The following is a 12,343-nucleotide window of genomic DNA, read 5'->3' on the forward strand; positions in this document are numbered from 1 at the left end:
CGATGAGACGGGTACCGAGCGGTCTCCCTCCGGAACACACCTGAACCCCGGGACGGCTCCTGCCGGGCCTCCCCCGAGCGCCCGGCCCGTGCTACCCCCGACCGGCGCTCGCGACGGCCGTGGCAACGGCGCGATGGCTCGGTGGCGTCGTCGCTGGGGTCGTGGCGGAACGGGGTGTTGGAGCTGGCCCCTCGTATTCAGCGCGTTCCCCTCCGATCACCGCTCGAACCGCATCGAGCGTGCCACCCAGCAGTTCGGCATCGTCATCGGAGTAGACGAACCGAACCTGCATGTTCCCGGTCCAACGGAAGCAGACAGGAGTGTATGCACGGGTGCCGCCGCCGGCCACGGTGGCTTATGACCCATCGCGGGTAACGACCGGTGTTGATGGCCCGGTCACGCCCCGACGCGCTCCTCGGCCCGGACCGCGACCTCCGCCCGGACGCTCCCAACGGTGTCCTCCCGTGGGCCGCCGACCTCGTGGCCGGTTGGCCGACCGACCGCCGCGAACGGGTCGCCACCCGCGCCCGACTCCTCTTGCGGGCCGGACTCGCCGTCTTCCTCTCGCTGACCGCCCTGTTCGTCCTCCTCCCCGCGCCGGACGGCCTCGCCAGCCGCCTCGTCACCGGCGCCCGCTGGGCGAGCCTGCTGTCGCTGCTGACCGGCACCAGCCTCCGAGCGCTCCTCGGCGTCGTCCTGACCGACACCGGTAGCCGCTCGCCGGACATCATCCCCTACGACCCCGACGCCGACCCCGAGGCGGTCGCCCCCGCCCCGGACGATACCACCACGGACGGCGCGGGCACCGACGACACCACGCCGGCGGCCGCCCGCCTCGGCCCACTCGTCGTCCGGGGTGACAGCCTCCGCGTCGAGGGCGACCGCACGCTCACCCATGCCGGCGCCTCTCTCGGCGCCGTGTTCCTGTTCGCTCTCCGGTTGGCCGCCGCCCGGCACCCGCTCGGGACGGTCCTCTACATCGGCGTGGCCCGCCCCACGCTCGCGGCCACCGACCCGGACCCGGGAGTCCCACGCTGGCGCCGTCGGCTCCGCCGGTCGCTGCTGGCCTACGCCGCTGTGCTGGTCGCCATCATCGGTGCCCAGGCACTCCCCGCGCTGGCCCAGCGTGGGCTCATCCCACGGCCCGACCGCGGCGGCTCCGTCGACCCCACCACGCTCCCGGCGCTCGACCCGGCCAGCCCCACGGGGGGCCTCCTGCCGGCGCTGGGCCCGGGCGGCTGGCTGGCGGTCGCGGTCGCCGCCGCGCTCCTGGGCAGTGTGGTCGGTCTCGCCGCCGCAGCCGCCCGCGACACCTGACCCGGCGCTGTGGGACCGCTGCTCGCCGCGTTGCTCGCCGTCCCCAGCTCGGCTCGCGTGCCTCGTCGCCCCCGATACGGCCAGTGCTGTCGCCGGAGCCCCGGCCGCACCGACGGTTCCGTATCGTGGGGACTGGTTTATCGAGCGTGCGCGTGGCCCCACGGGCGCCGGCAGGATTCGTGGGTTGCTCCCGAAAATCATCTGTACAGGGACTGTAACGTGAAAACATGGCACGAGATGACGGAAACGCACAGGTATCGAGAGATACGCCCGATGCCCGTTCCCCGTCACGGGATCGCCCGTCGGCACTCACCGCCGTGTTCGTGGACCACCCCGCTCCCGACGGTCAGCGTGCAGCCACCATCGCGGAGCCACGTCCCGGAGGTCGGCGTGATGCCGGGCCTCACCGTAGGCGGCGACGCTGCCGCCACCGGGAGCCGTGGCCGTCCGAGTGCCTGGCCAACCGTTCGCGGTCGAGTGGTACGGCCGCCGTCCCCGCAACGCCACGGGCCGCGACCGCGGTACCGGCCAGTCCCCGGACGACCGAGCGACGCGTCGGTGTCATCCCGATACCCAGTGCGGCCCCGGGCTCCCCGTGACGCCGAACCGTCCGGTCCCCTTGCCCGGACCGTTTTGCCCGGGGCCCCGCGAGGGGGGACATGGACCTCGACCCCGACTGCGCCGCGGTCGTCCGCGAACTCCCCGACGTCCCCGTGTGGTCGTCGCTGTCGGTCGCGAGCGCCCGCCGTCTCGAGGCCGAGCTGTTCGCCGGGAGCGGAACGCCCGAGATGGCCGCGATCCGCGAGTTCGCCATCGAGGGCCCCGCTGGCGACGACCTGCCGCTCCGGGCGTACCGACCGGTCGGCGACCCGCCGGGTGACGATGAACCGGATACCGCGATATCGAACCGGCCGACCGTCGTCTTCTGCCACGGCGGGGGCTGGACGCTCGGGACGCTCGACTCGGCCGACGACGTCTGCCGGGCCCTGGCGGACCGCACCGGCGCGCTGGTGCTGTCGGTCGGCTACCGACTCGCACCCGAGCACCCGTTCCCCGCGGCCGTCGATGACGCGTACCGCGCGACGCGGTGGGCCGCCGCCAACGCCGGGTCGCTCGGCGGCGGTGGCCCGCTGGCGGTCGCGGGCACCTCCGCGGGCGGCGGCCTGGCGGCGGCGACGGCGCTCCGGGCCGGTGGTCCCGACGGCCCCGACATCGCCGCGCAGGCGCTGCTGTATCCGATGCTCGACCGCCCGGGCGCGGACCCGCCCGAGTCGTACGCCGAGCACGGCGACGCCCCGCTACTGACCGCCGCCGATGTCGAGTGGTTCTGGGCGCAGTACTGTCGCTCGCCCGTCGACGCCCACAACCCGTTCGCGGCGCCGCTCCGGGCCGACGACGACCTGCTGGCCGACGCTCCGCCCGCGGTCGTGGCGACCGCCGGCGTCGACCCGCTCCGGGACGAGGGACGGGCGTACGCCGACCGCCTCGCGGACGCCCCCGTCGAGCGGGTCCACGGATCCGACCTCCCCCACGGGTTCTGCTCGCTGACCGACCGGGTGTCTGCGGCCGACGCGGCGATGGACCGTGTCTGCGAGGCGCTGGCGTCGTGGTTACGGTAGCGCCGCCGCCCCTCTACGGCTCCTCGCCCTCGGGCGCCTCCTCGGTGTCGGGGTCGAGGAACCCCTTGTACGGGCAGACGTACTCGTCGCGGATGAGCTGCTCGTCGACGATGTCCAGCCCGAGGCTGTCGAGCTCCTTGCTGATTCGGTTGAGGTCGTCGTGGTCCGTCCCGATGGCGTTGACGTAGACGTTCCGCTTGCCGGTCATGATCTCCCGGACGGCGGTCACGCCGCGGATGTCGCGCGCACGGTTCGCGAGCACGTCCCGCTCCGGGATGGGCGCGGTGCAGATGAGCTTCGTGTACAGCGGGTAGCCGGCCAGGTCGTAGTCGATGTCGATGTGGTACCCTCGGACGATACCGCTCTCCTCGAGCCGCTTGAGCCGGGTCCGGACGGTGCTCGAGGAGAGGTCGAGTTCCGCCGCGATATCGCTGGAGGAGGTCCGTCGTGCGTCCTGCTGGAGGTAGTACAGGATACGGCGGTCCGTCGCGTCCAGTTCGCCGTTCTTCATTGGTCCCGTGCGGGCGCGCACGGCGTATCAATGTTTCCGCCGGCCGCCGACGGACGCCCGCCGCAACCGGCCCGCTGCCGGGGGGACATCGGAACGAACGTTGGTGACAGTTTCTGGTATGAGACCAACTCGTATTGACAGTCCGTCGGCAGAACCGGCTAGTTTATAGGGTTCCGTCATCTAAGTCCTGATAACGCCGCGTGCCCGGTGCCCGCGGAGACCAACACGTCATGAGTCTCAGCCGACCAACCGGTACCGACCGAGCGGAGGAGGAGCCAGCCGACTACTGCGTGCTGAGCGGCGATAGCGTCGGGAGCGAGATCGCCGACCGGCTCCACGCCGACGGCCACGACGTGCAGTTGCTCGACGTGGGGCCGCCGGTGGACGACAGCCGGGAGCCACAGTCGCCCGTGGTCGCGGAACTCGACGGCGTGCCGACGGTCGTGGTCGCGACGCGCTCGGACGGCCGGAACCTGCTCCTCGCACAGCAGGCCGAGACGCGGTTCGATGTCGACAGGGTGCTCGTCCTGGTCCACGACCCGCCGCGACTGGAGTCGTTCGAGGCGGCCGGTCACGAGCCGGTCTGCGCGACGACGGCGCTCTCCGATGCGGTGATCGACGAGCTATGAAGGAACTGGAACGCGACCTCGGGCTCCCGTCCGTGCTCGCAATCAGCGTCGGCGCGATGATCGGGAGCGGCATCTTCATCCTGCCGGCGCTGGCGCTGAAGATCGCCGGCCCCGCGGTCATCCTCGCCTACCTGCTGGCCGGGCTGCTGGTGGTGCCGGCCGCGCTGTCGAAGTCGGAGATGGCGACCGCCATGCCCGAGGCCGGCGGCACCTACATCTACATCGAGCGGGGGATGGGCCCGCTGCTCGGCACCATCGCCGGGGCGGGGACCTGGTTCTCGCTGTCGTTCAAGGGCGCGCTCGCGCTGGTCGGCGGCGTGCCGTACCTGCTGTTGCTGTTCGACCTGCCGCTGAAACCGGTCGCTCTGGCGCTCGCGGCCCTCCTCATCCTGGTGAACGTGGTCGGTGCCAAGCAGACCGGCCGCCTCCAGGTCGGCATCGTCGTCGTGATGCTGGCGGCGCTGGGCTGGTTCGCCGCCGGCAGCGCGCCGTCGGCCCAGACCGGCAACTACGCGGACTTCTTCGCCGACGGCATCGGCGGGCTGCTGGCGGCGACCGGCCTCGTCTTCGTCTCCTACGCCGGCGTCACGAAGGTCGCCAGTGTCGCCGAGGAGGTCGAGGACCCCGGGCGCAACATCCCGCTGGGTATCCTCGGCTCGCTCGCGTTCACGACCGTCCTCTACGTGGCCATCGTGGCGGTCCTCGTCGGCGTGACCGACCCCGGCAGCGTCGCCGGGACGCTCACGCCGGTCGCCGTCGCCGCGGAGGTCACGCTCGGACGGGCCGGCGTGGTCGCGGTCATCCTCGCGGCCATCCTGGCGCTGGTGTCGACGGCCAACGCCGGCATCCTCTCCTCGTCGCGCTACCCGTTCGCGATGAGCCGTGACAGCCTGGCGCCGCCCTCGTTGTCGGCCGTCAGCGACCGGTTCGGGACCCCGGTCAACTCCATCACGCTCACCGGCGTGGTGCTGCTGGTGCTCATCGCGTTCGTCCCCATTCTGGACATCGCGAAGCTCGCCAGCGCGTTCCAGATCATGGTGTTCGCGCTCATCAACCTCGCAGTCGTCGCGTTCCGCGAGGGGAGCGCGGAGTACGAGCCGGAGTTCAGCTCGCCGCTCTACCCGTGGATGCAGGTCTTCGGCGCCGTCACCGGCCTGGCGCTGCTGACGCAGATGGGGACCGTCGCGCTCGCCGGTGCGGCCCTCATCACGGTCGCCAGCGTGGTCTGGTACCTGGTCTACGTCCGACCGCGGGTCCGTCGCGAGGGCGCCGCGACCGACGCCATCCGGCGCCAGGTCGGCCGCGAGTCGCTCACCGAGGTCGAGACCGCCCGGGCGGAGGCGCCCCGCGAGGTGCTGGTCGCACTCACCCGTGCGGGCGACGCCGACCGCGAGCGGTCGCTCATCAGCATGGCCGCGGACCTGGTCCGCCCGGACGACGGGCGGGTCGTCGCCGTCCGCTTCCAGGAGATCCCCGACCAGGCGCCGCTGACCGACGCCGTGACCGTCCAGTCCGAGTCGGACATCTCCTTCGAGACCCGGACGGAGGCGTTGGCCGACGAGCTCGGGGTCGCGGTCGAGGCCGACGAGATCGTCAGCCACGACACCAAACACGCGGTCGTCAACTTCGCCGACGAGCGCGGCGTCGACACCGTCCTGACCGAGCACGAGCCGCTCCGGCTCCGCTCCCGGCTGCTCGGCGACCCCATCGACTGGGTCGTCCGGCATGCCCCGTGCGACGTGCTCCTCGTCGACAACCGCGGCTACGACCGCCCCGAGGGGGTCGTCCTCTCCGGGGCGGGGCCGTACCCGCCGCTGTCGGTGAACGTCGCGGAGGCCATCGCGGCCGCCGGCGACGGCCACGTCTCGCTCTGGTACCCCGCCGACGAGCACACCGACCAGCAGCGCCGGACGGTCGATGACTACCAGTCGGAGCTCTCGGAGCTGCTCAGCGTCCCGGTCCGAGGGCGGTCCCTCCGGACGGACGGGGGGCAGCCGTTCCGGCCCGACCTGCTGGTCCGTCGGGGGGCGGACGACCGCCTCCGCAGCCTGCTGCAGGGCGACGGCCCGCGCTTCCCCAGCCCCGGCTGCACGACGGTCACCGTCTATCCCCACGAGTCCAGCCGACCGTCCCTGTCCCGGCGGCTGTTGGAGCGACTCACCTTCTGAACCCCGGTCGCGGGCTGACCGCCCCCGCGAGAGGCTCCGAGTTTCGGGCGCAACGATGCCGGCCGTGACGGTGTCCTGCGCCGGACGCCGAGCGGCTCCCTGGCTCCGCGGCGCCACCCGACCCGCACAACGTCAGGCCTCCGATTTCGTATCGTCGCATACCGTTTACGCCGGTGACCGGGGCCGTCGCGGCCCGAGAGGTGGCGCTTTTGCCTGTCGCCGCGCTACGGCTGTCATGGTCCGGAACGTGGCCGGCGAGATGGCCGAACTCGAGCCGGAGGATTTCCACCTCCTGTCCGGCCTGGAGCACGGGATGCGGTTCTCGCGCTGGGTCGCTGAGGGGAAGCTCCCCGGCTTCTCCGGCCTCGACTCGGAGAACGTCGACTACCGGCTGGACCGCTGTGAGCGCCGCGGCCTCGTCGAGCGCAAGACCATCCAGTACACCGGCTACCGACTCACGTTCGAGGGATACGACGCCCTGGCGCTGCACACCTTCGCCGAACGGGAGACCATCGACGGCGTCGGGAGTTCGCTCGGGGTGGGCAAGGAGTCCGACGTCTACGAGGCCCGCTCGTTCCAGCCGCTCGCGCTGAAATACCACCGCGAGGGCTACACGAACTTCCGGGAGGTGGACAAGGAGCGCGACTACACCAGCGACAAGGAGCATATCTCCTGGTTCTACACCGCGCGCAAGGCCGCCGAGCGGGAGTACGAGGCGCTGGAGGCGCTCTACCCGGACGTGCAGGTCCCCCGCCCGGTCGACGGGAACCGCCACGCCATCGTGATGGAGAAGATGGACGGCGTCGAACTCTCACGGGCCGGCCTCACGGACGAGCAGGTGGTGCCCGTGCTCGACCTCGTACTCGAACAGATGACCGCCGCCTACCGCGAGGGCCTCGTCCACGCGGACATGTCCGAGTACAACGTCTTCGTCGCCGCCGACGGCGTCACCGTCTTCGACTGGCCGCAGGCGGTCCCGACCGACCACGAGAACGCCGAGGAGCTGCTGGCGCGCGACATCGAGAACCTGCTCGGTTACTTCGCCCGGAAGTACCCCCACGAGACCCCCGACATCGACGAGCGCGCGCTCGCAACGGCGATCCGGGACGACAGCTTCGAGACCGTCCGCACGTTCGCGTGAGGGCCGGCGTGCGTATCCGGCAGGTGATCCGGTGATGGCGACGACGGCGCCGCTCGCCTACCCCGTCCCCGCGGCCGCCTCGATGGCTTCGATGCTGATCTCCACGGTGTCGGGGTCGGGCGTCGCGTCGAGGGCCGTCTCGCCCGCCCGCAGCTCCGCCGGGGTGAACCAGTCCCAGACCTCCGGCCCGTCCTCGCCGTCGGCGGGGTCGACCTCGCGCGACGGGACGGTCGCGTAGTAGACGTGGTCGATGTGCTGGTGGCCCACGCGGCCGTCCTCGTGGACGTTGATGTCGTACAGTAGCTGGTGGCGGGGCTGTGGGAGCGCCCGGCCCGCGGGCGCGGGCACCTCGGGCGTCGCGTCCAGCAGCGTCGGCTCCAGCCCGGTCTCCTCGCGGACCTCGCGGAGCCCGGCCTCGTGGGGGAGTTCGTCGCGGTCGACGTGGCCGCCCGGCGGGATACAGCCGGGGATGCGGTGGTGGTCGTGCAGCGCCGTCGCCCCGTCGTTGACGATGTAGACGGTCGCAGTGAAGTGGCGGGTGGTCTCCATCCGTCCGTTCGTCGGGCCGCGGGCGGTTGAAGCCTGTCGGTGCCGGCTCCGCCGGCCGCTCGTTCCGGGTCGCTTAACCCCCTACCCGCCGCAGCGGCAGACATGACCGACGCGAACGCGGACGAGCGCGACGGCCTCGTCACGGCGCTCCGGGCGGCCGACGCCGTCCGCTTCGGCGAGTTCGAACTCTCGCATGGGGGTACCTCCGACTACTACGTCGATAAGTACCTCTTCGAGACGGACCCGGACTGTCTGGACCGCATCGCCGGCGCCTTCGCCGGGCGTGTGGGCGATGCCAAGCTTGCGGGCGTCGCGCTGGGGGCGGTCCCGCTGGTGGCCGCGACCAGCGTCGCCACCGGCAACCCCTACGTCATCGTGCGCAAGGCGGCCAAGGAGTACGGCACCGGCAACCGTATCGAGGGTCGCTTCGAGGCCGGCGAAGCGGTCGTCGTGCTGGAGGACATCGCCACGACGGGCCAGTCGGCCATCGACGCCGTCGAGGCGCTCCGCGGGGCGGGGGCGGTCGTCGACCGCGTCCTCGTCGTCGTGGACCGGGAGGAGGGCGCCCGCGAGAACCTCGCCGAACACGACATCGAACTGGAGTCGCTGCTGACCGCGTCGGACCTGCTGGCGGATACTGACGACGCCTGACCCGCCGGGGCTGCGGATGCCGCTGTCGGATCCCGACACCGACCACCGCTCGACGGTGGAGCGGCAGCGGACCCGGACGGTCTGGTGGGCCCGTGAATAAACCATTAAGTGCCATCTGCTCGCGTCGGACGTATGATACGCGAGCAGTTGGCCGAGTTCTTCGGTTTCGACGAGCACGGTACGACTCTCGAGACGGAGGTCCTCGCCGGGGCGACGACGTTCCTGACGATGAGCTATATCGTCATCGTCAACCCGGGCATCCTCTCGAACGCCATCACGCCAGAGGGGTTCAGCCAGGGGGCGGTCATCCAGATGCTGGCGGTCGTCACCATCCTCTCGGCGTTCGTCGCGACGCTGACGATGGCGCTGTACGCGAACCGGCCGTTCGGGCAGGCGCCCGGCCTGGGGCTGAACGCCTTCTTCGCGTTCACCGTCGTCCTCACGCTGGGGGTGCCGTGGCAGACGGCGCTTGCCGCCGTCGTCGTGGAGGGGGTCATCTTCATCGCGCTGACCGCCGTCGGCGCCCGCCGCTACCTCATCGAGGCGTTCCCCGAACCGGTCAAGCTCTCCGTCGGCGCCGGTATCGGCGCCTTCCTGGCGCTCATCGGTCTCCAGGAGATGCGGGTGGTCGTCGCCGACCCTGAGGGCACCATCGTCACGCTCGGTGCCATCGCCAGCGACCCCGTTGCGGCGCTGTCGGTGCTGGGGCTGCTGCTGACGTTCGCGCTGTACGCCGCCGGCGTCCGCGGCGCCATCATCCTCGGCATCCTGCTGACGACTGCCGCCGGCTACGCCGCCGAGTTCGCCGGCATCGTCACGTCGGGGACCCTCACCAACCGGATTCCCGGGGCGACCTACGACATCACGCCGCTGGCCGGCGCGTTCGTCGACGGCCTCCAGCAGGTCGAGCCGTTCAGCTTCGCCCTGATCGTGTTCACCTTCTTCTTCGTCGACTTCTTCGACACCGCCGGCACCCTCACCGGCGTCGGCCAGGCCGCCGGCTTCCTCGACGACGACGGCAACCTCCCGGAGATCGAGAAACCCCTGATGGCCGACGGCATCGGTACCACCGCCGGCGGCATCCTCGGCACCTCGACCGTCACGACCTACATCGAGTCCGCCACCGGCGTCGAGGAGGGCGGCCGCACCGGCATGACCGCGCTCGTCATCGCCGTACTGTTTCTCGCGTCGCTGGCCCTCGTCCCGCTGGCCGCGGCCATCCCGCTGTACGCCAGCCATATCGCGCTCGTGGTCATCGCGGTCGTGATGCTGGGCAACATCGTCGAGGTGGACTGGGACGACATCACCCACGCCATCCCCGCCGGAATGACGATTCTCATCATGCCGTTCACGTTCAACATCGGCTACGGTATCGCGGCCGGCATCATCTCCTACCCGGTGGTCAAGACCGCCACCGGGGAGTGGCGCGACATCGGCGCGACACAGTGGGCGCTCGCCGCCGCGTTCGTCGTCTACTTCTTCGTCCAGACCTCCGGCGTCCTGCAGGGTAACCTGTAGGCGCGGGGTTCAGGGTTCCGCCGTTCCTCGTCCCGTTCGTGACCGACGCCGCCGACCTCGAGGCGCTGCTCGCCGCCGCCGGCCCGCTCCCGGACGGCTGGACCGGCGGTGAGGCCACGCTGGCGGACGGGACCCTCACCCGCCGCTTCGCCACGCCGGACGGCGAGCGTGTCGTGTTCTACGCCGTCCGCGAGGGCGGCCCCGCCACCCTCGCACGGGCGACCCGAGCCGACGACCGCGGGGAGTACGTCGTCGGCCCGGACCTGTCCGAGCGGTTCCTCGACGACGGGCGGGCGACCGACGAACGGCTGTTCCGGGCCGCGCTGGCGTTGATGGCTCCCGACTGACCGCCCGCCACCCTCTCACTCACCGTCGGCGTCCCGCACCGCGTCCAGCCGCTCGCGGAGGTCGCCGAGTTCGACGGGCCCCCACGTCTCCAGGTCGTAGCTCACGTCCAGTAGCCGCTCGACGAGGGCCGCGTCCTCGCTCGCGACCGCGCGGGCCACGTCGCCGCGGAACCGCTCCTCGACGGCCCGCCCCAGCGCCTCGCGGTCGACCGCGCGCGACTCGATATCGAGGATATGTGGCAGGTCCGCGGCCCCCTCGGGCAGCGTCGGGAACGCGGCCGGCCCGGGGACCAGCCACGGGTCGGCCCCCTCGCCCTCCCCGTGCGGGTACGCGACCAGCGCGTACTCCCGGACGGCCGCGTCGACGGCGTCGTCGGGCGGCGGCTCGGTGCCCACCCGGAACGCCAGCTCCCCCAGGGCCTCGTCCAGCTCCGCGCGGGTGAGCCCGCCGAACAGGTCGACCACGCCGGCGAGCTCGTCGGTCGCGAGCGCCAGACGACCCTCGCCGTCCGTCTCCAGTCCCTCCGCGCCATCGTCGCTCATCCGTGTGCCTCCTCGGCGGCGTCCAGATCCGCCCGGACGGCGGTCCGGACCGCCTCCGCCGAGATGGGCGCCTCGGCCCACGGCGGCAGCCGCGTGTCCGTGCCCGGCGGCTCGATGCTGTCGGCGTACGAGGCGACCTGCTCGCGCTCGCTCCCGCGGTCGTACTCCAGCCCGTTGAACGCCGCGTCGGTCGCGTAGGCGTCGACCAGCCGATGGGCGGCGCCCCGGTAGCGGGCCGGGAGCGTCCCGTAGTCGGGCTCGACCCCGCCGTCCTCGACGGCGCGCAGTAGCGCCGCGCCCACCTCGTCGGCCATCGTCGACAGTCCGGCCGGCCCGCTCACCGCGCGGTGATCGTGCTCGTGGAGGCCCAGGTCGACCTGGGCGCTGCCGTCGAGGCCGGCGGCACGGAAGGCGTCGCCGAGTGTCCCCACCTCCAGCCCCCAGCCACGCTGGACGTGCAGCGAGCGGATCACGTCGCTCGTGGCGGCGAACTCCCCGGCCAGCGCGTAGCGGAACGCGCCGAGGTAGTCAAGCACCGCGGCGTCGTGGGTGTCGGCCAGCGCCCGGACCAGCGGCGCGTAGAACAGCCGGAACAGCCGGCCGTACAGTCGCCGGTTCTCCACCCGGGCGTAGTACCCCTTCGAGAACCCGAACCCGTGCGCCAGCGGGGACAGCAGCCGCGGCACGTGCGCCCGTGAGTAGGTCGAGGCGTCGGCGTCGTGGACGGCGACGTACTCCGACTCGGCCGCCCGGCCGAGCGCCAGCCAGACGTCCCGGCCCTTCCCGCGCCGGCCGTCCAGCCCCTCGTCCGCCAGCAGCTCGCCCAGCCGCGGCCCGTCGCACCACAGCGTCTCGACGGCGAGGTCGAACGAGTCCAGCCAGTCCCGGACCGCCGGCACCCGCTCGGCCTCGGCCCGCAGCGCCACCACCACCCGCCCGGGTGCCACGTCCTCCAGCGCCGTCAGCACGCGCTCGGCCGCGAGGCTGGCGTGCTCGCGCTCGGTCATCGGCACGACGACCGCGGCGTCGTCGACCGGCGCCTCGGGGACCGGGTCCGTGAAATCGTGGAGCGTCGTCACCCGCTCCTGGACGTACTCCATTGCCGTCAGGTAGTGGCGCCCTGCGTATCAATCCCGTCACTCGACGCCGGCCCCTCCGGGTCGCGTCCACACCGGACAGGCGCGTCATGGTGCTCGCCAGAACGGGATGCACGCGTCGTGGAGGAAACGACTGCGTGTGCGCCCCGTCACGCTACCAGGGCGTAGACGTCGGAGTCGCCGTATAACGAGTTTCTGCCGAGTATATCGAATCGAATTCAGATGTTGATCGTCTAAATGTGAGAATAGGGAT

At 71.9% G+C, this 12,343-nt stretch carries 12 protein-coding genes; 8 read left to right on the plus strand and 4 right to left on the minus strand.

Annotation, left to right across the window (positions count from 1 at the left end):
- The first annotated feature begins 387 nt into the window (after window positions 1-387).
- Together DP107_RS13215 and DP107_RS13220 are read left to right on the plus strand one after the other, a co-directional pair.
- Entirely contained in the window at window positions 388-1,317 is a 930-nt protein-coding gene (locus DP107_RS13215; protein ID WP_144262625.1) for a hypothetical protein, read from the plus strand.
- Window positions 1,318-1,976: 659 nt separating this feature from the next.
- Window positions 1,977-2,936 carry an alpha/beta hydrolase gene (locus DP107_RS13220; RefSeq protein ID WP_144262626.1) on the plus strand — a complete coding sequence of 320 codons (960 nt, stop codon included), beginning with the start codon at window positions 1,977-1,979 and terminating at the stop codon, window positions 2,934-2,936.
- 13 nt (window positions 2,937-2,949) lie between these two features.
- Here the strand turns inward: DP107_RS13220 and DP107_RS13225 are convergent, their stop codons facing one another.
- Window positions 2,950-3,447, minus strand: coding sequence for an Lrp/AsnC family transcriptional regulator (locus DP107_RS13225; protein WP_144262627.1), 498 nt, complete (start codon window positions 3,445-3,447; stop codon window positions 2,950-2,952).
- Window positions 3,448-3,677: 230 nt separating this feature from the next.
- Between DP107_RS13225 and DP107_RS13230 the strand changes: the two genes are divergently transcribed.
- The 3 genes from DP107_RS13230 (at window position 3,678) to DP107_RS13240 (ending at window position 7,385) form a co-directional block, all read left to right on the plus strand.
- Window positions 3,678-4,076 carry a potassium transporter TrkA gene (locus DP107_RS13230; RefSeq protein WP_144262628.1) on the plus strand — a complete coding sequence of 133 codons (399 nt, stop codon included), beginning with the start codon at window positions 3,678-3,680 and terminating at the stop codon, window positions 4,074-4,076.
- Window positions 4,073-6,244: an amino acid permease gene (locus DP107_RS13235; protein WP_144262629.1), complete on the plus strand. Its 2,172-nt coding sequence runs from the start codon at window positions 4,073-4,075 to the stop codon at window positions 6,242-6,244. The genes DP107_RS13230 and DP107_RS13235 overlap by 4 nt, the downstream gene beginning before the upstream one ends.
- A gap of 235 nt (window positions 6,245-6,479) precedes the next feature.
- Complete coding sequence (locus DP107_RS13240; RefSeq protein WP_144262630.1) at window positions 6,480-7,385, plus strand: serine/threonine-protein kinase RIO2; 906 nt, start codon at window positions 6,480-6,482, stop codon at window positions 7,383-7,385.
- Between the two features lie 57 nt (window positions 7,386-7,442).
- Here the strand turns inward: DP107_RS13240 and DP107_RS13245 are convergent, their stop codons facing one another.
- Window positions 7,443-7,934 carry an NUDIX domain-containing protein gene (locus DP107_RS13245; protein ID WP_144262631.1) on the minus strand — a complete coding sequence of 164 codons (492 nt, stop codon included), beginning with the start codon at window positions 7,932-7,934 and terminating at the stop codon, window positions 7,443-7,445.
- A gap of 102 nt (window positions 7,935-8,036) precedes the next feature.
- Between DP107_RS13245 and pyrE the strand changes: the two genes are divergently transcribed.
- The 3 genes from pyrE (at window position 8,037) to DP107_RS13260 (ending at window position 10,450) form a co-directional block, all read left to right on the plus strand.
- Window positions 8,037-8,585, plus strand: coding sequence for an orotate phosphoribosyltransferase (pyrE, locus tag DP107_RS13250; RefSeq protein WP_144262632.1), 549 nt, complete (start codon window positions 8,037-8,039; stop codon window positions 8,583-8,585).
- 132 nt (window positions 8,586-8,717) lie between these two features.
- Window positions 8,718-10,103, plus strand: coding sequence for an NCS2 family permease (locus tag DP107_RS13255; RefSeq protein WP_144262633.1), 1,386 nt, complete (start codon window positions 8,718-8,720; stop codon window positions 10,101-10,103).
- Window positions 10,104-10,141: 38 nt separating this feature from the next.
- A complete protein-coding gene (locus tag DP107_RS13260) occupies window positions 10,142-10,450 on the plus strand; it encodes a hypothetical protein (RefSeq protein WP_144262634.1) in 309 nt (102 codons plus the stop codon).
- Between the two features lie 15 nt (window positions 10,451-10,465).
- Here the strand turns inward: DP107_RS13260 and DP107_RS13265 are convergent, their stop codons facing one another.
- Window positions 10,466-10,993: a DUF7109 family protein gene (locus DP107_RS13265; RefSeq protein ID WP_394348546.1), complete on the minus strand. Its 528-nt coding sequence runs from the start codon at window positions 10,991-10,993 to the stop codon at window positions 10,466-10,468.
- Entirely contained in the window at window positions 10,990-12,093 is a 1,104-nt protein-coding gene (locus DP107_RS13270; RefSeq protein WP_144262635.1) for a glycosyltransferase family protein, read from the minus strand. The genes DP107_RS13265 and DP107_RS13270 overlap by 4 nt, the downstream gene beginning before the upstream one ends.
- Window positions 12,094-12,343 lie beyond the last annotated feature (250 nt).

It is taken from the genome of Haloglomus irregulare, from assembly GCF_007421925.1.
Classification (GTDB): Archaea; Halobacteriota; Halobacteria; order Halobacteriales; family Haloarculaceae; genus Haloglomus; species Haloglomus irregulare.

Coding starts and splice junctions, on each gene's coding strand:
- DP107_RS13225 (WP_144262627.1), bottom strand. CDS start 3,447: ATGAAGAACGGCGAACTGGACGCGACGGACCGCCGTATCCTGTACTAC.
- DP107_RS13240 (WP_144262630.1), top strand. CDS start 6,480: ATGGTCCGGAACGTGGCCGGCGAGATGGCCGAACTCGAGCCGGAGGAT.
- DP107_RS13265 (WP_394348546.1), bottom strand. CDS start 10,993: ATGAGCGACGATGGCGCGGAGGGACTGGAGACGGACGGCGAGGGTCGT.
- DP107_RS13270 (WP_144262635.1), bottom strand. CDS start 12,093: ATGGAGTACGTCCAGGAGCGGGTGACGACGCTCCACGATTTCACGGAC.
- pyrE (WP_144262632.1), top strand. CDS start 8,037: ATGACCGACGCGAACGCGGACGAGCGCGACGGCCTCGTCACGGCGCTC.
- DP107_RS13255 (WP_144262633.1), top strand. CDS start 8,718: ATGATACGCGAGCAGTTGGCCGAGTTCTTCGGTTTCGACGAGCACGGT.
- DP107_RS13235 (WP_144262629.1), top strand. CDS start 4,073: ATGAAGGAACTGGAACGCGACCTCGGGCTCCCGTCCGTGCTCGCAATC.
- DP107_RS13245 (WP_144262631.1), bottom strand. CDS start 7,934: ATGGAGACCACCCGCCACTTCACTGCGACCGTCTACATCGTCAACGAC.
- DP107_RS13220 (WP_144262626.1), top strand. CDS start 1,977: ATGGACCTCGACCCCGACTGCGCCGCGGTCGTCCGCGAACTCCCCGAC.
- DP107_RS13215 (WP_144262625.1), top strand. CDS start 388: ATGGCCCGGTCACGCCCCGACGCGCTCCTCGGCCCGGACCGCGACCTC.
- DP107_RS13230 (WP_144262628.1), top strand. CDS start 3,678: ATGAGTCTCAGCCGACCAACCGGTACCGACCGAGCGGAGGAGGAGCCA.